Annotated in this window: 24 protein-coding genes and 1 tRNA gene; 12 read left to right on the forward strand and 13 right to left on the reverse strand. The window is 65.8% G+C overall.

The genetic code is table 11. The annotated features are described in order from the left end of the window. Nucleotides 1–134: 134 nt before the first annotated feature. From AC1MLZ_RS18860 to AC1MLZ_RS18870, 3 genes are all read right to left on the reverse strand, one after another. Nucleotides 135–617: a hypothetical protein gene (locus AC1MLZ_RS18860; protein WP_480959831.1), complete on the reverse strand. Its 483-nt coding sequence runs from the start codon at nt 615–617 to the stop codon at nt 135–137. A 100-nt stretch (nt 618–717) separates the two neighbouring features. Further along, the gene (locus AC1MLZ_RS18865; RefSeq protein WP_480959832.1) at nt 718–927 is read right to left on the reverse strand and encodes a hypothetical protein; all 210 of its coding nucleotides are present in this window, start codon (nt 925–927) and stop codon (nt 718–720) included. 36 nt (nt 928–963) lie between these two features. Further along, nucleotides 964–1,974, reverse strand: a complete 1,011-nt coding sequence (locus AC1MLZ_RS18870) for an SPOR domain-containing protein (protein WP_480959833.1) — start codon at nt 1,972–1,974, stop codon at nt 964–966. Between the two features lie 179 nt (nt 1,975–2,153). Here AC1MLZ_RS18870 and AC1MLZ_RS18875 point away from each other — a divergent pair, with 179 nt between their 5' ends. Genes AC1MLZ_RS18875 through AC1MLZ_RS18885 form a run of 3 tightly spaced genes read left to right on the forward strand, consistent with a single transcriptional unit; the run spans nt 2,154 to nt 4,658 of the window. Next, entirely contained in the window at nt 2,154–2,858 is a 705-nt protein-coding gene (locus AC1MLZ_RS18875; protein WP_480959834.1) for an AAA family ATPase, read from the forward strand. Continuing rightward, nucleotides 2,858–3,313 (forward strand): hypothetical protein, encoded by a 456-nt coding sequence (locus tag AC1MLZ_RS18880; RefSeq protein WP_480959835.1) that lies wholly within the window; start codon nt 2,858–2,860, stop codon nt 3,311–3,313. The genes AC1MLZ_RS18875 and AC1MLZ_RS18880 overlap by 1 nt, the downstream gene beginning before the upstream one ends. A 16-nt stretch (nt 3,314–3,329) precedes the next feature. Then, on the forward strand, nt 3,330–4,658 hold the full coding sequence (locus tag AC1MLZ_RS18885) for a tetratricopeptide repeat protein (RefSeq protein ID WP_480959836.1): 1,329 nt from the start codon (nt 3,330–3,332) through the stop codon (nt 4,656–4,658). Between the two features lie 80 nt (nt 4,659–4,738). Here AC1MLZ_RS18885 and AC1MLZ_RS18890 read toward each other — a convergent pair whose 3' ends face one another. After that, on the reverse strand, nt 4,739–5,959 hold the full coding sequence (locus AC1MLZ_RS18890; protein WP_480959837.1) for a dihydroorotase: 1,221 nt from the start codon (nt 5,957–5,959) through the stop codon (nt 4,739–4,741). Beyond that, nucleotides 5,956–6,942, reverse strand: coding sequence for an aspartate carbamoyltransferase catalytic subunit (locus AC1MLZ_RS18895; RefSeq protein WP_480959838.1), 987 nt, complete (start codon nt 6,940–6,942; stop codon nt 5,956–5,958). The genes AC1MLZ_RS18890 and AC1MLZ_RS18895 overlap by 4 nt, the downstream gene beginning before the upstream one ends. Before the next feature lie 99 nt (nt 6,943–7,041). Here AC1MLZ_RS18895 and AC1MLZ_RS18900 point away from each other — a divergent pair, with 99 nt between their 5' ends. Further along, nucleotides 7,042–8,595 carry a hypothetical protein gene (locus tag AC1MLZ_RS18900; protein WP_480959839.1) on the forward strand — a complete coding sequence of 518 codons (1,554 nt, stop codon included), beginning with the start codon at nt 7,042–7,044 and terminating at the stop codon, nt 8,593–8,595. Here the strand turns inward: AC1MLZ_RS18900 and ruvX are convergent. Both ruvX and AC1MLZ_RS18910 read right to left on the reverse strand, forming a co-directional pair. Further along, nucleotides 8,592–9,059: a Holliday junction resolvase RuvX gene (ruvX, locus tag AC1MLZ_RS18905; protein WP_480959840.1), complete on the reverse strand. Its 468-nt coding sequence runs from the start codon at nt 9,057–9,059 to the stop codon at nt 8,592–8,594. The genes AC1MLZ_RS18900 and ruvX overlap by 4 nt on opposite strands. Further along, a complete protein-coding gene (locus AC1MLZ_RS18910) occupies nt 9,056–10,165 on the reverse strand; it encodes a DUF3089 domain-containing protein (RefSeq protein WP_480959841.1) in 1,110 nt (369 codons plus the stop codon). Before AC1MLZ_RS18910 ends, ruvX begins: the two co-directional genes overlap by 4 nt. Nucleotides 10,166–10,416: 251 nt before the next feature. Between AC1MLZ_RS18910 and gatC the strand changes: the two genes are divergently transcribed. Genes gatC through gatB form a run of 3 tightly spaced genes read left to right on the forward strand, consistent with a single transcriptional unit; the run spans nt 10,417 to nt 13,745 of the window. Continuing rightward, nucleotides 10,417–10,719, forward strand: coding sequence for an Asp-tRNA(Asn)/Glu-tRNA(Gln) amidotransferase subunit GatC (gene gatC / locus AC1MLZ_RS18915; RefSeq protein WP_480959842.1), 303 nt, complete (start codon nt 10,417–10,419; stop codon nt 10,717–10,719). Nucleotides 10,720–10,777: 58 nt separating this feature from the next. Further along, the gene (gene gatA, locus AC1MLZ_RS18920) at nt 10,778–12,262 is read left to right on the forward strand and encodes an Asp-tRNA(Asn)/Glu-tRNA(Gln) amidotransferase subunit GatA (protein ID WP_480959843.1); all 1,485 of its coding nucleotides are present in this window, start codon (nt 10,778–10,780) and stop codon (nt 12,260–12,262) included. Between the two features lies 1 nt (nt 12,263). Next, nucleotides 12,264–13,745, forward strand: coding sequence for an Asp-tRNA(Asn)/Glu-tRNA(Gln) amidotransferase subunit GatB (gatB, locus tag AC1MLZ_RS18925; RefSeq protein ID WP_480959844.1), 1,482 nt, complete (start codon nt 12,264–12,266; stop codon nt 13,743–13,745). Between the two features lie 280 nt (nt 13,746–14,025). Here the strand turns inward: gatB and AC1MLZ_RS18930 are convergent, their stop codons facing one another. The 3 genes from AC1MLZ_RS18930 to AC1MLZ_RS18940 all read right to left on the reverse strand — a co-directional run bounded on the left by AC1MLZ_RS18930 (nt 14,026) and on the right by AC1MLZ_RS18940 (nt 15,099). After that, nucleotides 14,026–14,589, reverse strand: coding sequence for a retropepsin-like aspartic protease family protein (locus AC1MLZ_RS18930; protein WP_480959845.1), 564 nt, complete (start codon nt 14,587–14,589; stop codon nt 14,026–14,028). Between the two features lie 130 nt (nt 14,590–14,719). After that, nucleotides 14,720–14,941: a hypothetical protein gene (locus AC1MLZ_RS18935; protein WP_480959846.1), complete on the reverse strand. Its 222-nt coding sequence runs from the start codon at nt 14,939–14,941 to the stop codon at nt 14,720–14,722. Between the two features lie 2 nt (nt 14,942–14,943). Continuing rightward, nucleotides 14,944–15,099, reverse strand: a complete 156-nt coding sequence (locus tag AC1MLZ_RS18940; RefSeq protein ID WP_480959847.1) for a hypothetical protein — start codon at nt 15,097–15,099, stop codon at nt 14,944–14,946. Between the two features lie 121 nt (nt 15,100–15,220). Between AC1MLZ_RS18940 and AC1MLZ_RS18945 the strand changes: the two genes are divergently transcribed. The 5 genes from AC1MLZ_RS18945 to clpX all read left to right on the forward strand — a co-directional run bounded on the left by AC1MLZ_RS18945 (nt 15,221) and on the right by clpX (nt 20,459). Further along, nucleotides 15,221–15,305: transfer RNA gene (locus tag AC1MLZ_RS18945), tRNA-Leu, on the forward strand. A gap of 68 nt (nt 15,306–15,373) precedes the next feature. Continuing rightward, nucleotides 15,374–17,059: a trigger factor gene (gene tig / locus AC1MLZ_RS18950; RefSeq protein ID WP_480959848.1), complete on the forward strand. Its 1,686-nt coding sequence runs from the start codon at nt 15,374–15,376 to the stop codon at nt 17,057–17,059. A gap of 299 nt (nt 17,060–17,358) precedes the next feature. Next, nucleotides 17,359–18,285: a glycosyltransferase family 2 protein gene (locus AC1MLZ_RS18955; RefSeq protein WP_480959849.1), complete on the forward strand. Its 927-nt coding sequence runs from the start codon at nt 17,359–17,361 to the stop codon at nt 18,283–18,285. A 95-nt stretch (nt 18,286–18,380) separates the two neighbouring features. After that, a complete protein-coding gene (locus tag AC1MLZ_RS18960; protein WP_107954964.1) occupies nt 18,381–19,070 on the forward strand; it encodes an ATP-dependent Clp protease proteolytic subunit in 690 nt (229 codons plus the stop codon). Between the two features lie 123 nt (nt 19,071–19,193). After that, nucleotides 19,194–20,459 (forward strand): ATP-dependent Clp protease ATP-binding subunit ClpX, encoded by a 1,266-nt coding sequence (clpX, locus tag AC1MLZ_RS18965; RefSeq protein ID WP_056048170.1) that lies wholly within the window; start codon nt 19,194–19,196, stop codon nt 20,457–20,459. Nucleotides 20,460–20,520: 61 nt separating this feature from the next. Here the strand turns inward: clpX and AC1MLZ_RS18970 are convergent, their stop codons facing one another. From AC1MLZ_RS18970 to AC1MLZ_RS18980, 3 genes are read right to left on the reverse strand one after another with little or no spacing between them, the layout of a single operon-like run. Continuing rightward, nucleotides 20,521–20,904, reverse strand: coding sequence for a hypothetical protein (locus AC1MLZ_RS18970; protein ID WP_480959850.1), 384 nt, complete (start codon nt 20,902–20,904; stop codon nt 20,521–20,523). Between the two features lie 22 nt (nt 20,905–20,926). After that, a complete protein-coding gene (locus tag AC1MLZ_RS18975; RefSeq protein ID WP_480959851.1) occupies nt 20,927–21,523 on the reverse strand; it encodes a response regulator transcription factor in 597 nt (198 codons plus the stop codon). After that, the gene (locus AC1MLZ_RS18980) at nt 21,520–23,145 is read right to left on the reverse strand and encodes an ATP-binding protein (RefSeq protein ID WP_480959852.1); all 1,626 of its coding nucleotides are present in this window, start codon (nt 23,143–23,145) and stop codon (nt 21,520–21,522) included. The genes AC1MLZ_RS18975 and AC1MLZ_RS18980 overlap by 4 nt, the downstream gene beginning before the upstream one ends. Nucleotides 23,146–23,286 lie beyond the last annotated feature (141 nt).

The raw sequence follows: 23,286 nt of genomic DNA on the forward strand, positions 1-23,286 counted from the left end.
CAGGGGGAGGTGTCGCCGAAGGTGACGGAGGGGGAGGACACGAAACAGACGTGGCCGCCTACCTCCCCCTCCGTCTGGCAAGGGCCAGCCACCTCCCCCTGGCGGGGGAGGATCGTGGACGGCCCGCCGCTGTGTTACCCCTTCGCCAACGGCGTACCGCTCGCGTTGCAAACATACGTCGCGAGTTCCTCACGCAACGGCAGGCCCTTGATCGGCCGCAGCGGGCCGTCATGCGCGATGTTGGTCTCGACCAGCGCGCGGTTCGGTCCGACGCCCAGCACGTGGAAAAGACGGTTGGCGCAGTCGGTCTCGGTCCGCGCATAGGCGACCTTGGCCTCATGCTCCTGCCGCAGGATCGCGATGATCGTGCCGCCGACGGCTTTCCGCTCGCGCAACAGGAAATGGCGCGAGGTCGGGTCGGACGGGGTCGGGATCAACCGGCCCTTGACCGTCAGTTGCTCGGGTTTGGGCACGGCCACGTCGGTTTCCGCAAGGTTACGCAAGGACACGCCGTTTTCGGTTATCGTATCGGTATTGGTCGTCGCAGGCTGTTCGCCAGAACACGCGGCCAACAGCGTTGCGCCGGCAACTGCCAGCGCCAAGGTCTTCGAAATCATTCATCTAGCTCCCGGTCGATGTCAAAACGAAACGACCGGTTGGGCTATTTGATCCCTCCCACGCCGGATCGTTCGTCCGCCGTCCAAGGGAGGCCGTCGCTCAGCGCGCCCTCTTGCCGGCGCTACGAACCGCGCGTGCCCCGGTCTTCGGAACGACGGCGGGTTCGCAGATGCGGCGGGTCGGCTGGCAGGCGATGCCGGCCGTCGAGCACCCTTTTACGCTGCCTTCGGTAGGGCATGCCCGACATTGCTGCCTGATCTCGGTGCAGATCGACGGCGCGGACAACAGGGCCAAAGTCAGGAAGAACATTCGCACATCCTCGTCAGGAGTGTCCGCCGCATCCGCTCAGGGCGCGACGATCACACAGGGTACGCCCGCCGCCGAGCAAGCCCGCGTCGCGTCCGCCTTCGACGCGAAGCCGCCCGCCTGAAGCCGGGTCACGCTACCCGCCTTGGGATAGGATGGTTGCGCGCCACGAAGCTTGCCACGAACCTTGTTCCACAACGTCTCGGCATTGCCTTGGTCGCGGAAGGCGCCAAGCTGGATGCGCCAATTGCCGGTCGCACGCGCTGGGGCAGGCGTCGGCTTGGCGACCGCGGGCTTCGGTGCATTGGCCTTCGGCGGCACGGGCTTCGGTACGGGGTTTGCTACCGGCTCACGCGTCGGGACCGGAACGCGGGCGGGCAGCGAACTTGGCGCCGACGTCGTCGGGCGCGGCGTTTCGGCGATGCGGGACGGCGGGACGGGCGTCTGTCCTATCGTCGAGCGCGGCGCTGCTGCGGGCTTGGCCTGCAACGCATATTGCTGCGCCAGTGCGGTGCCCTTCTCACGGTCTGCAGGCGAGATATACTGGTCCATCTGCGTCAGCGTCTGCGAAGCCGACTGCAACCCGGACGCCGACGCGCGCGTCATCAGCGCATAGGCGCGAGGGAAATCGCGTGGGACGCCGTCGCCGTTGAACAGCATCGTGCCAAGCACCAGCTGCGTGCGCGGTTCGCCGCGCGCGACCGACTTCTCCAGCCACGGCAGCGCGTCGGACTGCTTGCCCGCCTGGAACAGCGCGAGCCCGTAATTGTCCTCCGCCTGCTGATGCCCCTGCATCGCCGCCTTTCGGAACCAGCTCTCGGCGAGCGCCGGATCGAGCGGTACGCCGCGCCCCAGCTTGTACGCCTGGGCGAGATTGAACTGCGCGTCGGCATCCCCGCCGATCGCGAGCGGGCGCCATTCGCTGATCGCTTTCGGGAAATCGCCCTTGCCCCAGGCTTCGACACCGGCCTTCACGTCGGCCGTCGCGGGAACGGCGACGAGCACGCCACTCAACGCGATCGCACCCAAGAGAAGCTTCCCAACCGTCATCGCTCTACCTCAACATCCACTCGTCGCTACCATGCCGCCGTTCGGCGCGCATGGCAAAGGGGGCTTGTGCGGATTTTCGTACCAATATCGCTTGGTTCGAACCCATTATGACGCCGCGTTAACTGCTTCTTAGACCCCCGCATGGCACTCCCGTCTCGAATACAGGGGTTGGGCCGATTATGCGCGTTCTTGCGTTCGCATCGCAGAAGGGGGGATCGGGGAAGACGACCTTGACGGGTCATCTCGCCGTCCAGGCCGAGCGTGCGGGAAACGGGCCCGTGGTCCTGATCGACATTGATCCGCAGGGGTCGCTGACCGACTGGTGGAACGAGCGCACCGACGAAAAGCCGGCCTTCGCCCAGACCACGGTTGCGCAACTTGCGGCGGATCTGGAAATCCTTCGCCAACAGGGCTTCAAGCTGGCGATGATCGATACGCCGCCTGCGATCACGATGGCGATCCAGAGCGTGATCCAGGTCGCCGAACTGATCGTCGTGCCGACCCGGCCCAGCCCACATGATCTGCGTGCAGTCGGTGCCACCGTCGACATGTGCGCGCGGGCCGGCAAGCCGCTGATCTTCGTCGTCAACGCCGCGACGCCGAAGGCGCGCATTACCGCCGAAGCTACGCTTGCCCTGTCGCAGCACGGTACGGTGGCGCCGACTATCATACACCAGCGCACCGACTTCGCGGTGTCGATGATCGACGGACGTACCGTCATGGAGCTCGACCCGAAGAACAAATCGACCGCCGAGATCGAGGCGTTGTGGATCTATGTCTGCGACCGGTTGGAAAAGAACTTCCGCCGCACCGTGTTCGCCGTACCGACCGCCGCCGGGCATCGCCCCGCCGTTGGGGGCTTCGGCCGCCGGGTCGTCAATTAATGGTACAGCCGAAACCCGCCGCGTCGCTCACGTCCTCGCTGCTGGCGCGCAAGGGCGACGCACGCCCCGCGATGCGCGCTCAGGACGAACGGGCGTCGGACGCCGTAGGTGACGATCTGGGCTGGAACGACATGGGATCGCCCGTGCCGCCCGTGTTGATCGAGCGCGAAGCGTTGAAGGCTGGGATCGAGACGCAGCCGATCGCCGTTGCCGATGTTTCGCTGGCGACCGCCGTACGGATCAGGCGCCAGGCGGCTCCGACGACCAACGGATCGAAGGCGGCGTTTACGTTGCGGCTCGATGCGGATCGTCATCTGCGGCTCCGGCTGGCGAGCGCGATTACCAGACGTTCGTCGCAACAGCTCATGACTCAAGCGCTCGACGCTTTCCTGCACTCCTTGCCCGAGGTGGAGGCGCTCGTCGCGCAACTGCCACCCGCAAAACCCAAACGTTGAAACAGGGATCATCCCGATGAACACGCGCGCACTTCTCCTCGGCGGCATATCGGCCCTCCTGCTTGGCGGTACGATGGTCGGCTGTGCGGCCACCGGCGGCGGCGTGGCGTCGGCAAGCGACCGCAGCGGTGCGTTGGCGGCCAAAGGCGCGGCGACGAAAGCGGGCAAGGCGCAGACCGCGCTCGCCCGACGCGATGGTCCGGTAGCGATCGGCTATGCGGAAAGCGCTGTTGCTCTGCTGCCGCGGTCGGCGGAGTATCGCATGCTGCTCGGCCAGGCTTATATCCAAGGCGGTCGGTTCGCATCGGCGTCCCGCGCGTTCGCGGACACGCTCCAGCTATCGCCGGGCAACGGCAAGGCTGCGCTGAACCTCGCGCTGTCGCAGGTCGCGACGGGCGACTGGCAGGCGGCGCGGCAGACGCTGGCGGCAAACGCTGCGATCATCCCGGCGATCGATCGCGGGCTGGCGCTATCGCTGGCAGGGGACACGGCCGGCGGCATCGCGCTGTTGACCGAGGTTGCGCGTTCGCCAGCCGCAAGCGCCAAGGTGCGGCAGAATCTGGCGTTGAGCTACGCCTTGGCAGGGCAGTGGCCTGTGGCGCGCGTGGTCGCTGCGGCGGACATGGCCCCGGCGGACGTCGATACACGGCTCGAACAATGGGCGACGTTCGCGCAGCCTGCCAACGCATCGGACCAGGTGGCGGGGCTGCTCGGCGTACGTGCGATGGCCGATGCCGGGCAGCCGGCGGCGCTGGCGTTGAACGCGTCCGCGCCTGTCGTGCCCGGCGTTCCCGAGCAAGCCTTGGCGGCGGCCGATCCGGTCGAGGCTCCTGGCGCGCCGCTTCCCGTGGAAACTGCTGCGGTACTGACGGCGGGGCCGGTCGCGGGCTTCTCCAAGGTGTCGTTCGGACCGCGGCAAGAGGTGGTCCAGTCGCTGCCGTCGATGATGATGCGGCCTGCCGGTGGTCCGATCAAGGTTGCTACGGCGCCTGCGCCAGACGGCCGCGGCATGGCGACCGCAGCGTACCGGGCGAAGGCGGCGACGACCGGCAACTGGTACGTGCAACTCGGCGCATTCGAGAGTCCTGGCGTTGCGAAGGACGCCTGGGGCCGCGCCTCGCGCCGGTTTGCGGTGCTCGCCAGCTATTCGCCGAACGGCACCGCCTTCAAGGCAAAAGGCGAGGATTTCTACCGGCTCTCGGTCGGCGGATTCAGTCGATCGACGGCGGTTTCGATGTGTCGCCAGTACCGCGCCAAAGGCGGTGCGTGCTTCGTCCGCCAGGGCGCTGGCGATGCGATGGCGCAGTGGGTGCGCAAGCCTGGTATGCAGATCGCTTCGCGGTAAGAGGATCAGGCCTGCCCGTTCTTCGGAGGACCACCCAGCCTTCTCCGGGGTGGTCCATTTTATGAGCGTCCTCTACGCGGTCACCGAATTTCGCGCCCACCCTTCCACAATCGCAGCACGCGACCCTGCACCGGCAAACCGTCGAACGGGGTATTGCCCGCCTCGGCCGCAAACTCCTCCCCGACGATCTGCCATGGCGCCTGCTGGTCGAACAGCATCAGGTCGGCAGGCTTGCCCACCTCCAGCGTGCCGGTATCGAGCCCGAGCACGCGCGCCGGGTTGCTCGCCAGCAGCGCGAACAATCGCTCGACCGTCAGCAGTTCGTCGCGCACCAGCATCAGTGCGAGCGGCAACAGCGTCTCCGCACCGGCCATCCCGCTGCTCGAATCGGTAAACGGCAGCCGCTTCTCCTCCGGCCCGCGCGGCTCGTGCCCAGAACACAGCACGTCGATCGTACCGTCGGCGATGGCATCGAGTGCCGCGCGACGGTCGCTTTCCGCACGTAACGGCGGTGACAGCAGCGCAAACGATCGGAAATCGCTGACCGCGATCTCCGACAAATGCAGATGTGCAGGCGTGATGCCGCACGTGACGGCCACGCCGCGACGCTTCGCCGCGCGGATCAGGTCGAACCCGGCCGCCGTCGTCACCTGGCGGATGTGGAGCCGCGCCCCGGTATCCTCGGCGAGCATCAGGTCGCGCGCGATCGCCAGCGCCTCGGCCACCGCCGGCGCGGCGGGCAACCCAAGCCGCGTCGCCGTCTCGCCCTCGGTCGCGACCGCGCCAGCGGTGAGCCCGCCGTCCTCCGCATGCGCGATCACCGTCACGTCGAGATCGCGGGCATAGGCGAGCACGCGCCGCATCACGCCACTGTCGGCGATCCAGCGCTTGCCCGTGCCGACCGCCTTCGCGCCCGCCGAGAGACAGATCGCCATCTCGGCGAGGTCATGGCCGTCAAGTCCGCGCGTGGCGGCGGCGATCGGGTGGATCCAGAGGTCGGGCTTGCCGATCAACGCGGCGCGCTGGACGATGCCCGGATCGTCCAGCACCGGCGACTGGTCGGGCATGAGGCCGATCCGCACGATCCCGCCGGCACGGAACGCCGCACGATCGACCTTCGCCACGCCGAGATCGACGATTCCGGGCGCGACCGTCTTGCCGCCGCAATCGACGACCGTCGCATCGGACGGGATATCGACGATCCCGGTCGCGACGATCACGCCGTCGCGGATCAGCAGATTGCCCTTCGACACACCGCCAACGGGGCAGGCGAGCGTCGCGTTGGTGAGAGCGAAGATCATGCCCAACCCTCCACGCCGCGCGCTCTTCGGGTCAGCACGTCGAGGCAGGCCATCCGGACGGCCACCCCCATCTCGACCTGTTCGGTGATCGCCGAGCGTGCGTGATCGGCGACCGCGGAATCGATCTCGACGCCGCGATTCATCGGGCCGGGATGCATCACCAGCGCATCGGGCGCCGCCTTCGCCAACCGGTCGAGCGTCAAGCCGTAGCGCAGTCGATATTCGCGCGTGGAGGGGACGTATGCGCCATCCATCCGCTCGTTCTGGAGCCGGAGCATCATCACCACGTCCGCGCCCTCCAGGGCCTTGTCGAAATCGGTGAACGCAGTAACGCCCATCCGCTCGATCATCGGCGGCATCAGGGTCGAGGGCGCACAGACGCGGACCTCTGCGGCAAGAGCGGTAAGCGCCAGGATGTTCGACCGCGCGACCCGACTGTGCAGCAGGTCGCCGCATATCACCACGCGTTGGCCAGCGATCGAGCCCTTTCGCCGCCGGATCGTGAGCGCATCGAGCAGCGCCTGGGTCGGATGCTCGTGCCGCCCGTCGCCTGCGTTGAGGACAGGACAGTCAACCTTGTCCGCGATCAACCGCACGGCGCCGCTCGACATATGCCGGATCACGATCACATCCGCGCGCATCGCGTTCAGCGTCATCGCGGTGTCGATCAGCGTTTCGCCCTTCTTCACGCTCGACTGCGCCGCGTGCATGTTGACGACGTCGGCGCCGAGCCGCTTGCCGGCGATCTCGAACGACAGGAGCGTGCGCGTCGAGTTCTCGAAGAATGCGTTGATCTGCGTGAGCCCGGCGAGCCGCTTGTCCGGCGTCGCATGCGTGCGGTTCGCGTCCACCCACGTCTCCGCCTCGTCGAGCAGGAACGCGATCTCGTGTGGTTGGAGCCCGTCGATACCGGTGAGATGCCGGTGCGGGAAAACGGCGCCGCCTTCGATGAGGGCGGCGGGGCGGTGATCTGAGGTTCGCATTAAAGCTGCGGGATAGTGTCCGCAGGGGCAGGGGGCAAGCGCCACGCGATGCTCCGTCGCAAACCGCATGGTTAACCGAAATTTAGCGCGGGGCATGGGATGACGTTTGCAGATGGGGCGAGGGCGCAGGACGAGATGACGAAGGCGAACGGTGCTGGATGGTGGGAAACGCGCGCGTTCGCTGTGACGCTCGTTCTGCTGTCCGCGGTGCCACTGTTGTGGCCGGCGTTGCCCCCGCTCGGCGACCTGCCAGGGCATATGGGGCGCTGGCACATCGCGATGGCACTGCCGACCTCGCCCGATCTTCAGCGCTATTACACGTATCACTGGGCGCTGATCCCCAACCTCGGGATGGACCTGCTGGTGCCGGCGCTGGCCCGGCTGGTCGGGTTCGAGCCCGCGACCAAGCTGGCTGTGATCGCGATCCCGATGCTGACCGTCGCGGGACTGTTATGGGCCGCGCGCGAGGCGCATGGTCGCATACCGCCGACCGCGATGTTCGCCGTCCCGCTCGCCTATGCCTGGCCGTTCCAGTTCGGCTTCGTCAATTTCGCGCTGTCGCAGGCGCTGGCGTTCTGCGCGCTGGCGTTTTGGATCCGGCTTGGGCGGCAGGATCGACTCGTCCTGCGCGCGCTGCTGTTCGTGCCGATCGGGTGCGTGCTGTGGATCTCGCATAGCTTCGGCTGGGGACTGTTTGGGCTGATGGCGGCCGGCGCGGACGTGGCCAGATTGCGGCGCGGCGGGCGAAGCTGGTCTGCGTCATGCTGCGTCGCGGCGCTGCAATGCCTATCGCTCGCGGTCCCGCTGATCGCCATGGTCTTCGCCGCGGGGCGGGGGCCGGGAGGGCTCGGGGCGGACGATTGGTTCGACCTCCCGATCAAGACCCTCTGGCTTTTGTCGCTCTTTCGCGATCGGTGGCAATGGTTCGATCTGCTGTCGTTGCTGCCGCTGATACTCGTTTTGTACGCAGCCCTGCGGAGCCGGCATAGCGGGTTTGCGCCGCTGCTCGGGTTGCCCGCACTGCTGTGCCTTGCCGCGTTTATAATCCTGCCGCGGTTGTTGATGGGCGGGGCGTATGTCGACATGCGGATCGCGCCCGCTGCGATGATGCTGGGGCTGATCGCGATACGGCCGACCGACGTCGCGCCCACACGCGTGCTCGCCGTAACGGCGGTCGCGTTCGTGCTGATACGTCTGGTCGGCAACACGGTCAGCTTCGCCGAGCGATCAGCCGAGCAGCAACGCGAACTCGCGGCGATTGCCGTCATCCCGCGCGGGGCCGCCGTGCTCTCGCTGATCGCGCGGCCGTGCATCACCGCATGGACCGATCTCCGACGCGATCACCTTCCCGGACTGGCGGTCGTCCGGCGTGATGCTTTCAGCAACGAGCAATGGGCCATCGAGGGGCAGCAGGCGCTGCACATTCGCTACACCATCGCCGCACCTTATACGTCGGACCCCAGTCAGAGCGTCTATCCGGCGGTCTGCTCCGACGTGGGGTCGAATTTCAAGGCGGCGATCGCGCAGTTCCCCCGCGCCGCGTTCACGCATGTGTGGAAGATCGGCTTTCCGCCTGGTGCGGCGAAGGCGGCGGACCTACGCCTGATCTGGGGTAACGGCGGGTCCGCGCTCTACCAGGTCGAACCGCGCTAGATCCGCGCCGTCACCAGCGCATCGATCGCGCCCTGGAGGATGTACGCGGCGGCCATCTTGTCGACGAGTTCGGCGCGTTTGGCGCGGCTGGCGTCCTGTTCGATCAGCGTGCGGGTGACCGCGACCGTCGACCAGCGTTCGTCCTGTAGGAGGATCGGCAGGCCCATGTCCTTCAGGTTCTGCGCGAAAGCCCGCGTCGATTGTGAGCGCGGGCTTTCGCTGCCGTCGAGGTTGATCGGCAGGCCGATGACCAAGCCGACGACGTTCTGCGCCTTGATGATCTCGGCCAGCGCGGCCTTGTCCTTCTGGAACTTCGTGCGGCGGATCAGGAGGGCGGGGCTCGCGAACGACCAGCCGGCGTCGCACAGCGCGGTGCCGATCGTCTTGGTGCCGACGTCGAGGCCGATCAGCCGGCCGCCGTTCGGGAGCGCGTCGCGGAACTGTGCGGCGGAGAGCGTGATCATTTCGCGAAAGCCTCAAGGCGGCGGTTGGCGTCGGTGCGGATGTTCGCCCAGAACAGGCTGTAGTCGTAGACGTGGTAATTGTTGCCGGGCAGCACATACTTCCCCAGGTTCGGCCCTTCGCCGATCAGTAAGAAACCGCGGTCGGCGCAGCGTGCGGGGACGCGGCCGATCGCCATCGTCGCGGTCTTCAGGTCGGTCGACGGCACCAGCGTGCCGTGGTTGGCGGTTGCCGGCGCGGTCGCGTCGGCAGTGCCGGTCAGCGGGTTGGTACAGACGATCGCCGTGCCCTTGCGCGGCTGGCCGTTGAAGCCGGTGGTCTGGTCATAAGCGTCGATGATCAGCGAAGGATCGGCGGGTTCGGCAAAACTCTCCCACGACAGGATGCAGCCGGTCTGGTCGTCGGCGCGGCATTCGGGGAGGCCCATGCGGGGCAGGTCGGTGGCGCGCGAGACGGGCCAGCCGACGACATAGGCCGCGACGATCCGCGCCTTCAGCTTCGGGTCGGTGGCGATGCGGTCGCGGAGCAGGCGGGTGAGGTGCAGCGCGCCCTGGCTGTGGCCCGCGAGGATGATCGGGCGGGTCGGGCCAGCCTCCTTGAGAAACCGGTCGAACGCGGCGGACACGTCGCCGTACGCGAGCGCCAGCGCGCGTTCGCTGTCCGCGACGCTGGTCAGGAACGCGCCGAACGTCGCCTGACGATAGCGTGGTGCCCAGATGTCGCCGGCCTCGTTGAACGCGCTCGCCTGGCCGCGAAGGAACAACTCCGCCCGCGCATTAGTCTCGGGATCGTCAATCGGCGCGTTCCAGTGATCGCGATTGATGTACGAGGTCGGGTGGATGAAGAAGATCGCGGCGCCCTTACCGCGCTCGCCGGGCGTATAGCCGGGAGGCGTCCAGAGCGCGGGGTTGCCGGGCGTGTCGGGGCGCGCGAGCCACATGATCTTTCGCGCATAGATGTTGCGCGGGGCTTCGCGCTGCGCCTGGAACGTCTCGCTCGGGACCATCACCGCGCGCATCAACTGCGTGCCGAACAGGCGGTAGGCGAGCAATGCGGCAATCGCGAGAACGATCATCGCGGCGACGAAATAGAGAAACTTGCGGGCCAAGCGGGACCTTCCGTGCAGGCGGTTCGGCTCCCGTGCCGCAAGCTGGGGCTGGTTGCAACGTGCTCTCTCTCGATCCTCCCCCGCCAGGGGGAGGTGGCTGGCGCTCGCCAGACGGAGGGGGAGGTAAGGGCAACCTCGTTCCGTGTCCTCCCCCTCCGACGCTTCGCGCCACCTCCCCCTGGCGGGGGAGGATTGGAATATGACAGGGAAACATATTGCGCCCCCGCGCCGCGCGGTGCTAGCCGCACCTCATGTCCGTAGATACTGCAACCGTGAAGCGGATCGCGAGCCTTGCGCGCATCGCGATCACCGACGAGGACGCCGCCCGCATGGCGCCGGACCTCGGAAACATCCTTGGCTGGATCGAAACGCTGGGCGAGGTCGATACGACCGGCGTCGAGCCGATGACCGCCGTCATTCCCAACACGCTGAGGCTGCGCGACGACGTCGTCAACGCCGACCCGCTGACCGGCGGCGGCATCCGCGAGCAGATCCTGGCCAACGCGCCGGCAGCTGAGCACGGGTTCTTCGCCGTGCCGAAGGTGATCGAATGATCACGGCACGTTATCATTCGATCATCCCCGCGCCGGCGGGGATCCAGGAATCAAAAGCATGACCGACCTTACCGATCTCGGGATCGCCGGCATCCGCGACGGCGTACGCGATGGCGCCTTCAAAGCACGCGAAGTCGCCGATGCTTTCGTCGCAAAAGTGAGTAAGGCCAAGGCGTTGAACGCGTTTCTTGTCGAGACGCCCGAACACGCGATTGCCGCCGCCACCGCCGCCGATACCGCGCGCGAAGCCGGCGAGGCGCTCAAGCCGCTGGCCGGCGTGCCGATCGGCATGAAGGACCTGTTCTGCACCACGGGCGTCACGACGACTGCAGCGAGCCATATCCTCGAAGGCTTCACGCCGACCTATGAGTCGACCGTCTCGCAGAACCTGTGGGACGCAGGCGCGGGGATGCTCGGCAAGCTGAACATGGACCAGTTCGCGATGGGCTCGTCGAACGAGACCTCCGCGTTCGGCAATGTGATCTCGCCGTGGAAGCGCAACGACGGTGGCAACGCCGCGCTAACGCCAGGCGGGTCGTCGGGCGGTTCGTCGTCCGCAGTCGCCGCGCGACTCTGCCCTGGCGCGACCGGCACCGACACCGGCGGCTCGATCCGCCAGCCCGCCGCCTTCACCGGCATCAGCGGCATCAAGCCGACCTATGGTCGCTGCTCGCGCTGGGGAACGATCGCGTTCGCATCGTCGCTCGACCAGGCTGGGCCGATGGCGCGCGACGTGCGCGACTGCGCGATCCTGCTGGAGGCGATGGCCGGGTTCGATTCGAAGGACGGCACCTCGTTGCAGCTCGACGTGCCGAAATGGGAAGCAGGTTTGTCCGGCAATCTCAAGGGCTTGCGCGTCGGTATTCCCAAGGAATATCGCGTCGAAGGGATGCCCGAGGAGATCGAGGCCCTCTGGCAGCAGGGTGTCGACTGGCTGAAGGATGCCGGCGCGACGATTGTCGAGGTCTCGCTCCCGCACACCAAATACGCGCTCCCCGCCTATTACATCATCGCGCCTGCCGAGGCGTCGTCGAACCTCGCGCGCTATGACGGCGTCCGCTACGGCATCCGCGACCTGCCGGCCGGCGCGGGGCTACAGGACATGTACGCCGCGACCCGCGCCGACGGCTTCGGCCCCGAGGTGAAGCGGCGCATCATGATCGGCACCTATGTGCTGTCGGCCGGCTTCTACGATGCCTATTATACGCAGGCGCAGAAGGTCCGCACGCTGATCGCGCGCGATTTCGAACGGGCTTGGGAAACGTGCGACGTCCTGCTCACCCCGACGGCCCCTTCGGCGGCGTTCGCGCTTGGCGAGAAGTCGGCCGATCCGATCGCAATGTATTTGAACGACGTCTTCACCGTGCCGTCGTCCCTCGCGGGGCTGCCGGCGATGTCGGTGCCGGGTGGTCTCGACAAGCTGGGCTTGCCGCTCGGGCTTCAGATCATCGGCAAGCCGCTCGACGAGCAAGGCGTGCTGAACGCAGGGCTCGCGATCGAACAGCGGGCAGGATTTACCGCGCGACCAGAGGCTTGGTGGTAACATGAGCGATTATCGTATCCAGGGCGAAACCGGCGAGTGGGAGGTCGTGGTCGGCCTCGAAGTGCACGCGCAGGTGACGTCGAACGCCAAGCTCTTTTCGGGCGCGGCGACTGCGTTCGGCGCGGAGCCCAACACGCAGGTGTCGCTGGTCGACGCCGCGATGCCGGGCATGCTGCCGGTGCCGAACCGCGAGTGCATTCGTCAGGCGGTCCGCACGGGCATGGCGATCGAGGCGCAGATCAACAAATGGTCGCGGTTCGACCGCAAGAACTATTTCTACGCCGATCTGCCGCAGGGCTATCAGATCAGCCAGCTCTATCATCCGATCGTCGGTGAGGGCGCGATCGACATCAGCCTCGACGAGAAGAACCCCGACGCGACGGGCAAGCGGATCGGCGTCGAGCGCATCCATGTCGAGCAGGATGCCGGCAAGCTGATGCATGACCAGCATCCGACGCAGAGCTATGTCGATCTCAACCGGTCGGGCGTCGCGCTGATGGAGATCGTGTCGAAGCCGGATCTGTCTTCACCAGCGGAAACAGGGGCTTATCTGCGGAAGCTGCGATCGATCCTGCGCTATGTCGGGTCGTGCGACGGCAACATGGAAGAGGGCTCGATGCGCGCCGACGTCAACGTCAGCGTGCGCAAGCCCGGCGACGAGCTCGGCACGCGAACCGAGACGAAGAACGTCAATTCGGTGCGCTTCGTGATGGCGGTGGTCGAGCAGGAGGCCAAGCGGCAGGTCGAGGTGCTGGAGGCCGGCGGCAAGATCCAGCAGGAAACGCGGCTTTACGATCCCGATCGCAATGAGACGCGATCGATGCGGTCGAAGGAAGACGCGCATGATTACCGCTACTTCCCCGATCCCGATCTGTTGCCGCTGGTGCTGGACGACGCGTTCCTCGCCGAGTGCCGGGCGTCGTTGCCGGAGTTGCCGGATGCGAAGCGCGCGCGGTACGAGGCGCTGGGGATCACGGCGTACCAGGCGACGGTGCTGACCGCCGAGGTCGAGGCGGCGCGGTGGTTCGATGCGTTGCTCGACGCGGGCGTGAAGCCGGCTGCGGCGGCGAACTGGACGACTTCGGAGTTGTTCGGCGCGCTCAACCGGACCGGCAAGGACATCGAGAACTCGCCCGTTTCGCCTGCTCAGGCGGCGGAATTGTTGGGGCTGATCGCGGACGGCACGCTGTCGGGGAGCCTCGCCAAGCAGGTGTTCGAGGTGATGCTCGAGACTGGCGACGGGGCCGCGCAAGTGGTCGAGGATCGCGGGTTGAAGCAGACCAGCGATACCGGCGCGATCGAGGCTGTGATTGCCGAGGTGATGGCGGCGAATGCGGACAAGGTTGCCGATTATCGTGGTGGTAAGGATAAGCTGTTCGGGTTCTTCGTGGGCCAGACGATGAAGGCTATGGGGGGGAAGGCCAACCCTGCTGTTGTAAATGAAGTGCTGAAGGGGGCACTTGGGGAGTCGGTGGCTTCTTAAGGCCTGCTCTCCCGCCCTTTTCCGTTCTCCCGCGAAGGCGGGAGTCCAGGGTAACGGAACGCAGCGCTGCTTGATCCTGGGCCCCCGCGTTCGCGAGGGAACAGTGGAAGTAGTTTCGGTCTGCCCTTCCAGTTGCACCACCCCGGCGAAGGCCGGGGTCCAATTGGGAAACGTAGCTAGCGAAGGGCCGTGCTCGGTTACCGCTGTTCCCCACCTGGGCCCCGGCCTTCGCCGGGTGGCGGTAGCTGGGGTTGGCGGGAAAACGAGAGGGTAAGAGGCCTTACGCGTCGACCTTCTGCGGATGATGCGGCACTAAAATCAGCGTGTTCTCCTCCACGCGCCACGAAGCCAGCCGTGATAGAAAGTTCATCCCCAGCACATTGGTGTCCCCAAACGCCGGTGACACCACAACCTGCAAGTCCCGCGCGACGATCGCGCCCAGACGCAAGTCCGCTATCTTCCCCGTCTTAGCCGCGATCGACCCGTTGGCGGTCTGCAACACGATCGGCACCACGCCTACCCGTGCGTCGATCCCCGCCGCATCCGCAGTCTTCTCGGAAATCGCGGTAATCGTCGCGCCGCTGTCGATCAGCAGGCGACGACTAACCCCGTCGATCGTCGCGCGTGCCCAGAAATGACCATCCGGCGACATGCGGATACGGACCTCGCCACCAACGACCTGCTGGTCCTCGATCTTCAGAAAGCGCGCGATCTTGCCGATATAGGGGTCGAACTGGCGGCGCTGGTCGACTGCGACGAACAGCAGCCCGACGAGTACGAGCGTCATCGTCAGGTTCACGAGCGTTCGGATGATGGGAATGCGCTGCGCTATTATCAGCAGCAATACCGCGACTCCGAGCGCGATATAGAGGCTCTGGTGCTCGGCGAAGGTGGGAATCGTGGAGATTGTATCGTCCTGATGGCGGGGGTGGCATCGTCATAGGCACCCCCGCCTGTACGGTGGCTGACTTCGGCTACTGCGCGGTGTCGTCCTGGTTCTTCACCACGCCGCCGGTGCCGGCGACGCCGTCATGCCTGCCCGTCGAGGTGAACGTTTCGGGTTCCTCGCCGCCGTCGCCGCGCTCGACTGCGTCGGAGCGCGAGGCGACGACCTGTTCGATGTCGCTGCGGGTGTCCTCGGCGCGGTCCTCGGGGGGCGTTTCGGGGTTCGTGCCGGCATGGGGATCGGTCATCATGGTCAGAACTCCGGCTGGATGGGGGCAGGGTCGCTCGACGGACTACCGGGATCGGGAAAGTCGACGTCCGGCGCGGGCGGGATAAACTCCGGCGGCGGCGCGGTCGGCTCGGCCGGCTGCGTCGGGGCAGGCGTTTCTGCGGGAGGCTGGGTAGCCATGATCTGTCTCCTTCTCATCCACCAACGCGCGTAATCGAGCCTGGTTGCCTCGGGAGTTGCCTATCTGCTTGCCCCCGCATGCAACGTTGGTATAGACGCGCCCGCTACGGCGATGTCCTGTGCGGGCGTGGCGGAACTGGTAGACGCGCTTGGTTTAGGTCCAAGTATCGCAAGATGTGGGGGTTCGAGTCCCTTCGCCCGCACCAGCCCGCCGCGTAGGCGAGGCGACCGCCCGAAGAATTATCCTGAATGCTCTTTTAGACAAAGGCCGGACATGCAGACTGTCGAGACGTTGAACGAGGGCCTCAAGCGCGCCTTTACGCTCACCATCACCGCGAAGGATATCGATGCCAAGGTCGATGTCGAACTGAAGCGCCTCGCGCCGCAGATGAAGATGCCGGGCTTCCGTCCGGGCAAGGTGCCGGCGAACCTCATCCGCAAGATGCACGGCCCGGCGCTGACCCAGGACGCGCTGAACTCGGCGATCCAGGAGAGCGTCCAGACGCTCGTCGCCGAGAAGCAGCTTCGCCCCGCGATGCAGCCTTCGGTCGAGCTGGAAGACGGCTATGACCTTGGCAAGGACGCCGTGGTCAAGGTCGAGATGGAGGTCCTCCCGCAGGTCCCGGCACCCGCGATCGACGGCATCAAGCTCGAGCGCCTGACCGTGCCCGTCGCCGACGAGGCAGTCACCGAGCAGCTCCAGAAGTTCGCAGACCAGCAGAAAAAGTGGGACGACGCAGCCGACGATTACGTCGCGCAGATGGGCGACCTCGTCACCGTCGATTTCGTCGGCAAGACCGCCGACGGCGTCGCGTTCGAGGGCGGCACCGGCACCGACATGGGCGTCGAGCTCGGTTCGGGTCGTCTCATCCCCGGCTTCGAGGATCAGCTCGTCGGCGTGAAGACCGGCGACGACAAGGTCCTGAACGTGACCTTCCCCGAAGAGTATCAGGAGAAGTCGCTCGCAGGTCAGCCGGCGACGTTCGACATCACCGTCAAGTCGGTGAAGACCGCGGGCGAGAGCGCGATCGACGAGGATCTGGCGAAGTCGCTCGGTCTCGAAAGCCTGGAGCAGCTCACGGGGCTGTTGAAGGGTCAGATCGAGCAGGAGCATAACGGTCTCACGCGCACCCACATGAAGCGCAAGCTGCTCGACCAGCTCGCCGAGGGTCACGACTTCGAGGTTCCGCCGTCGATGGTCGAAGCCGAGTTCAACCAGATCTGGTCGCAGCTCCAGCACGAAGCCACGCATGAGGCCGATCCCGAGGCTGCGATGGCCGAGATGGAAGGCGAGCGTGACGATTACCGCAAGATCGCCGAGCGTCGCGTGCGCCTTGGTTTGCTCCTGTCGGAAATCGGCCAGGCGAACGGCGTCGAGGTTTCCAACCAGGAAATGCAGCGCCTGATGGCGCAGGCGGCGCAGCAGTATCCTGCGGAACAGCGCCAGCAGTTCATGCAGTACATCCAGCAGGAGCCGATGGCAGCTGCCCAGCTGCGCGCGCCGCTGTACGAGGACAAGGTCGTCGACTTCCTGTTCGAGAAGGCCGAGATCACCGACCGCGAAACGACGCGCGAGGAGCTTGAGGCTGCAATCGAGAGCGAGGACGGTTTCGCCAGCGGCACGCACGTCCACAACCACGACGATCATGATCATGCCGGCCACGACCATGATCATGATCACAAGCCCAAGAAGAAGGCGGCCAAGAAGGCCAAGCCAGCTTCGGACGAGGCTGCTTCGGATGACGCCGTGACGGAAGAGGCTCCGGCTTCGGACGCAGCGGACGACGCCAAGCCTGCGAAGAAGGCGCCTGCCAAGAAGAAGGCGGCTCCTGTCGAAGCCGAGACCGCTGTTACGGAATCGTCGCCGGTCGCCGCTGAGAACGCGGAAGGCACCGAAGCCGCCGACGCACCGGCAAAGAAGCCGCGCACGAAGAAGGCTCCGACAAAGACCGAGGCTTAAGCCTTAACTTCGTCATGCCGGACTCGTTCCGGCATCCACCGTTCCGCATAGTCTCAAGCCGATGAGTGCGCGAGACGGTGGACCCCGGAACAAGTCCGGGGTGACGGAAACGCTCAATTATACCACTTCCCCGCCGGAGGCCGGGGTCCAGTTGGAAAGGTCGCTGTAACGGCGCGTAAAGCTCCGTTATGGACTTTCCCCAACTGGGCCCCGGCCTTCGCCGGGGAAGTGCGTTTGTAGGTAGTTCGGTGGCTGAAAATAGCGGCTCCAAGCCAGCCTCCGACATATTAGGGCAGGCCATGACCGAACCAAGAATCGCCGTCCTGCTCCCCTGCTACAACGAGGAAGCCGCCATCGCGCAGACGATCGCGGGCTTCCGCGACGCGCTGCCGGCCGCCACAATCTACGTCTACGACAACAACAGCGCCGACCGCACGATCGAGGTCGCGCGTGCCGCTGGTGCTGTCGTGCGAATCGAGCGCATCCAGGGCAAGGGCGCGGTCGTCCGCCGCATGTTCGCCGATATCGATGCCGACATCTATGTCATGGCGGACGGCGACGCGACCTACGACGCTGCGTCTGCACCGAATTTGGTCGCTCGCGTCCTCGACGAACAGCTCGACATGGTCGTCGGATCACGCATCAGCCAGGTCCAGGAATCCTACCGCCGCGGCCACCGCTTCGGCAACGCGATCCTCACCGGCATGCTCGCCCGCCTGTTCGGCCGCAGCTTCACGGATATCCTCTCGGGCTACCGCGTCTTCTCGCGCCGGTTCGTGAAGAGCTTCCCATCGCTGTCCGCCGGGTTCGAGATCGAGACCGAGATCAGCGTCCACGCGCTCGAACTCAAGATGCCGATCGGCGAGGTCGAGACGCCCTATTATGCGCGCCCCGAAGGCTCCGAATCGAAGCTCAGCACCTACGGCGACGGCTGGCGGATACTGCGTACGATCATGACGCTCTACCGGATCGAGCGGCCCTTGTGGTTCTTCGGCGCGATCGGCAGCGTGTTTGGATTGCTCGCGCTGATCCTCGGCATCCCGCTGGTGCTGACGTACATCGAGATCCATCAGGTCCCCCGCTTCCCGACCGCGATCCTGATCACCGGCCTCGGCATCTTTGCCGCGCTGAATGTCTTCACCGGCCTGATCCTGGACACCGTCGTCCGCGGCCGCCGCGAAGTCCGCCGGCTTGCCTATCTGGCCTATCCAGCGCCCAGTCGCTGACCCTTTTCCTCTCCGCAGAGAGGGGGAGCGGGGGGTTGAACTCCCCACCGCGAGCGCCGATGTTGGCGGTTCACTGGGGCATTAGAGAGATTTCCATGCACAATCCGTTCGAGACCGGCGATTTCGCGAGCCCCTTGGCCAGCGCCGGGCTCGGCCTGCAGCAGACGCAAGCAGGCCTGGTTCCCATCGTCATCGAGCAGTCGAACCGCGGCGAGCGGTCTTTCGACATCTTCTCGCGCCTGCTCCGCGAGCGCATCATCTTCGTGACCGGCGGCGTCGAGGACGGCATGGCCTCGCTGATCACCGCACAGCTGCTCTTCCTCGAGTCCGAGAACCCGAAGAAGGACATCTTCATGTACATCAACTCGCCGGGCGGTGTCGTCACGGCGGGCATGGCGATCCACGACACGATGCGGTACATCCGTCCGCGCGTCGGCACCGTCTGCATCGGCCAGGCCGCATCGATGGGCAGCTTCCTGCTCGCAAGCGGCGAGCCCGGCATGCGCGTCGCGATGACCAACGCACGGATTATGATCCATCAGCCATCGGGTGGTGCACAGGGCATGGCCAGCGACATCGAGATCCAGGCCCGCGAAATCCTGCGTATCCGCAAGCGCATGAACGAGCTGTATTCGCAGTATACCGGCCAGCCGATCGAAGAGATCGAGCGTCGGATGGACCGCGATACGTTCCTCGAAGCGAACGAAGCGAAGGATTTCGGTCTGATCGACGAGGTGTTCGACAAGCGCCCAGCGGTATCCGAAGATGGTGCGAAACCCGCTTAATCGACGCTGGCATGGGGCGAATCGTAACGTCGGCCGGTTTATTTGATTGTAGGAACTCCGGGGCGCGTTACGGTGGCGGCCCCGGAAACGGCACGTGCACCGACATGCGCGAGAGGTGATTGAATGACGAAGCTGAGCGGTGGCGACTCGAAGAGCACCCTCTATTGCTCGTTCTGCGGCAAGTCGCAGCACGAGGTTCGCAAGCTGATCGCCGGGCCGACGGTCTTCATCTGCGACGAGTGCGTCGAGCTATGCAACGACATCATCCGTGAGGAGACGAAGTCTGCGCTGGTGTCCAAGAAGGACGGCGGCGTGCCGACTCCGCAGGAGATCTGCGACGTCCTCGACGATTACGTGATCGGTCAGAAGCGCGCCAAGCGCGTGCTGTCGGTGGCGGTGCACAATCACTACAAGCGGCTCAACCACGGCGCCAAGGGTGCCGATGTCGAGCTGTCCAAGTCGAACATCCTCCTGGTCGGGCCGACCGGTTGCGGCAAGACCCTGCTCGCGCAGACGCTCGCGCGCATCCTAGACGTGCCGTTCACGATGGCCGACGCGACGACGCTGACCGAAGCGGGCTATGTCGGCGAGGATGTCGAGAACATCATCCTCAAGCTGCTCCAGGCGTCGGATTACAACGTCGAGCGGGCGCAGCGCGGCATCGTCTATATCGACGAGATCGACAAGATTTCGCGCAAGGCCGAGAACCCTTCGATCACGCGCGACGTGTCGGGCGAAGGCGTACAGCAGGCGTTGCTCAAGCTGATGGAAGGCACCACCGCATCGGTGCCGCCGCAGGGTGGCCGTAAGCATCCGCAGCAGGAATTCCTGCAGGTGGATACGACCAACATCCTGTTCATCTGCGGCGGTGCGTTCTCGGGTCTCGAGAAGATCATCGGCGATCGTCTCCAGGGCAAGTCGATCGGTTTCGGCGCGTATGTCGCAGGACCCGACGAGCGCAAGACCGGCGAGACGCTGAAGTCCGTCGAGCCCGAGGATCTGCTGAAGTTCGGGCTGATCCCCGAGTTCGTCGGCCGCTTGCCGGTGATCGCGACGCTCGAGGATCTCGATGTCGACGCGCTGGTGAAGATCCTGAAGGAGCCGAAGAACGCGCTGGTCAAGCAGTACCAGAAGCTGTTCGAGATGGAGGACGTCGCGCTCGGCTTCACCGACGACGCGCTGGTCTCGGTCGCCAAGAAGGGCATCGAGCGCAAGACCGGTGCGCGCGGGCTTCGCTCGATCCTGGAGAGCATCCTGCTCGACACGATGTTCGACCTGCCCGGCATGGACGGCGTCGACGAGGTGATGATCGACAAGGACGTGATCGAAGGCCGCAAGGAACCGATCCGCGTCTATGCCGAGAAGAAGAAGACCGGCGACGCCGCTTAAGGCGAAGTTCGGCTGAGCTACGGGAAAGGGCGTCGAGCGATCGACGCCCTTTTTCGTTTCTTCAGGCGGCCGCTGTACGCCCCTCGAACCGCCACCCATCCCAGCGCATCAGCAGGTCGCGCGCATCGTGTGACACGGCGGGGGCGGCCGGATCGGCGTCGGTGCGCTTCGCCTGCCGATCGATCATCGTCATCCATTTCGCCCGTACCGCCTCGACGTCCCGCACGAGCAGGTACCGGTGCCAGAGCCGGGCGACGCGGCGTTCGGCGACCAGGCGATCGAGCACGTCGCGCGTGCCCACGAGCGACAGTTCGGGATGTCCTCGTCGCAACTCGACCATCATGTGCGAAGGATATATTTCGGGCCGAGCCTCCAACAGATCGAGAATGGCGAGTTCGACCCGCGCCTCGTGGGTCACGGACACGGACGCGGTTACGGTCTGCATGAAAGCTCCGGGCAGGGGACGGTCATCGCGCGAGAGCGATCAACTGGGCAAGCCCGCTGGTACCGGTCTTGGCAACGATCGCGGCGCGGTGGTCCTCGATGGTCTTCGGTCTGAGCGCGAGGAGACCGGCGATCACCTTGTTGCTGTGTCCTTGGACGAGGAGATCGAACACCTGTCGCTCGCGCGGGGAAAGCGTTTCGGTGCGCGCGCGGATCTCGCGTTGTCGCCGGGACCAGGTAACGCCCTCCTCGACCGCGGCGAGCAGCCGCGGTTCGTCGAGCGGCTTCTCCAGATAATCGAGCCCGCCGTAACGACGCACCGAATCGACCGCATGGGTCGTCGTCGGCCATGCCGTCATGAAGACGATCGCGACGCTGGGATCGATCGCGCGCAGACGGTCGGCGAAACCGAAACCGTCAAGGTCGCCCATCATGATGTCGGTGACGATGCAATGCGCCGGCGCCTCGGCATAGGTCGACAACACCAGGGCGGGATCGAGGAAGGCTTCGGCATCGTGCCCATGACGCACGAGCAGCCGCGCGACCGCCTCACCCAGATCGCGGTCGTCATCGACGACGTAGACACTGGAACGGTATGAATGTGTGGCGGACGGCATCATGCAGCGATCCCGGCAAGTGGTAGGGTAGCGAGCGGCAGGGTAAGCGTTGTGCGTACGGTGCCGTCCTCGTCCGTGACACGGTTGAGCGTGCCGCCATGCGCCTCGACGATTGCGCGGGCGACGAGTGCGCCAACGCCCATGCCGGTCTGGCTGGCGAGGCGATCGGGACGGCGGTTGATGACGGTCAGGGCGGCCTGAGCATCCCGACGGTCGACCGACAGTTCGACATGTCCATCGGACGCCTGCATCGCGTTGCGAACGAGATTGACGATCGCCTGCGCCAATTCGATTTCCTGCCCGAGGATGACGAGGTCCGGGTCGACCGGGGCGATCTTCAACGTGATGCGCGTTGCCTTCGCCTCGGGCTGGATCAGTCCCGCCACGGTTTCGATCAGCGCGGCTACGGGCAAGACGCTGGGCTCGTCGACCGCGCGTCCACCAAAGCGGCGCAGGCGGCGGACCAGCGTCGATAGCGCAGCCGACTTGCGATAGATCAGCGCAGCGGTTTGTGCGATCTCCGGGTCGGCTGCGATGGTGATCTCGTGGAGATGCTTGGCTTCGATCGCCAGCGTCGAGAGCGGCTGGCTGATTTCATGGATAACCGCGACCGACATCGCGCGTAGGGTCTTTAGTCGCTCGGCCTGAAACAGCATGCGGTCGCGGCGCGCGAGATCGGCTTGCGCGCGCGCCTGCGCATCGGCGAAACTACCTGCGAGATAGCCGACCACCACGATCGAGGCGAGGCTCATGTGCAACGCGAGCCGGTCTGCCAGCGGCAGGTCGGTGGCTGTATGCGGAAGCACGATCGCTGCGACGATCAGGATCGCCCACCAGCTGGCGGTCCGTCCGAAGCGCAAGCCGATCCACGTCACTGCCAGCAATACGGGTGTCGGTGGAACGCCAAGCCCGATACGCACGAGCAGCACGCTCGACGCAACCGCCGCGCCTAGAACCACACTGGCCTCGGCAAGCGCATATAACTGGCGAGACGTCGGGCGATGCAGTGCCAACGGTCTGTCGTGCATCGCCTGGATCATCCAGAGCAGCGGCGGGGTGACCAGCAACACGCCAAGCAGGTCGCCGACCGCAAAGCCCGTCAGCGACGCGATGATCTGGCGCAGGCCGACGACTCCGGTCAGTTCGGGGCTGAACAGCGACCAGGGGAGCGCGACAAGTGCGCCTGCAACGGGCGCGGTGACGGAGGCGAGACCGAGCGGCATGGGGGTGACGCCAAGGCTGGAGCGCGATCGTGCCGCGATATGGCGGACCAGCCAGACGACGAAGCCATAGATCAGCGCGGGACGGGCGACCCCGACCGCCGCTTCGAGCCAGCCGACCTCGCCGGGCACGATAACGCCTGCCACGGTCTGCACCGCCAGTTCCGTCACGACGACGGCCAGTGTCAGCCGAGGCCCGCGGCTCCACAGCAGTGCGATCCGGACGCCAGCGGCGGGGTAGAGCAGTGAGTAATAGCCCTGACCGCCCCAGCTTGCCGCGATGTGATGCGCAAAGGCGAAGGCAGCGGCATAGCCGGCGATCCATGGCAGATCGGCCACCCGTGGTATTGCTGCGCGTCCTGCGGCGCGGATCGCGGGAGAGAAGAAGCTACGAGGTGAAGGCATCGCTCACTGCCTAACCGCATCCCCCGCTCGGATACTATCAGGGAAATTCCCGGATGTGGCACTGTGCCTGCGACGACCCGTAATTGCTGGGTCGTCTCCATGCGGTGATGATGCCAACCTCGCGTTGGACGTTGAGGTCGA

The organism is Sphingomonas sp. PEI4 (assembly GCF_056679955.1).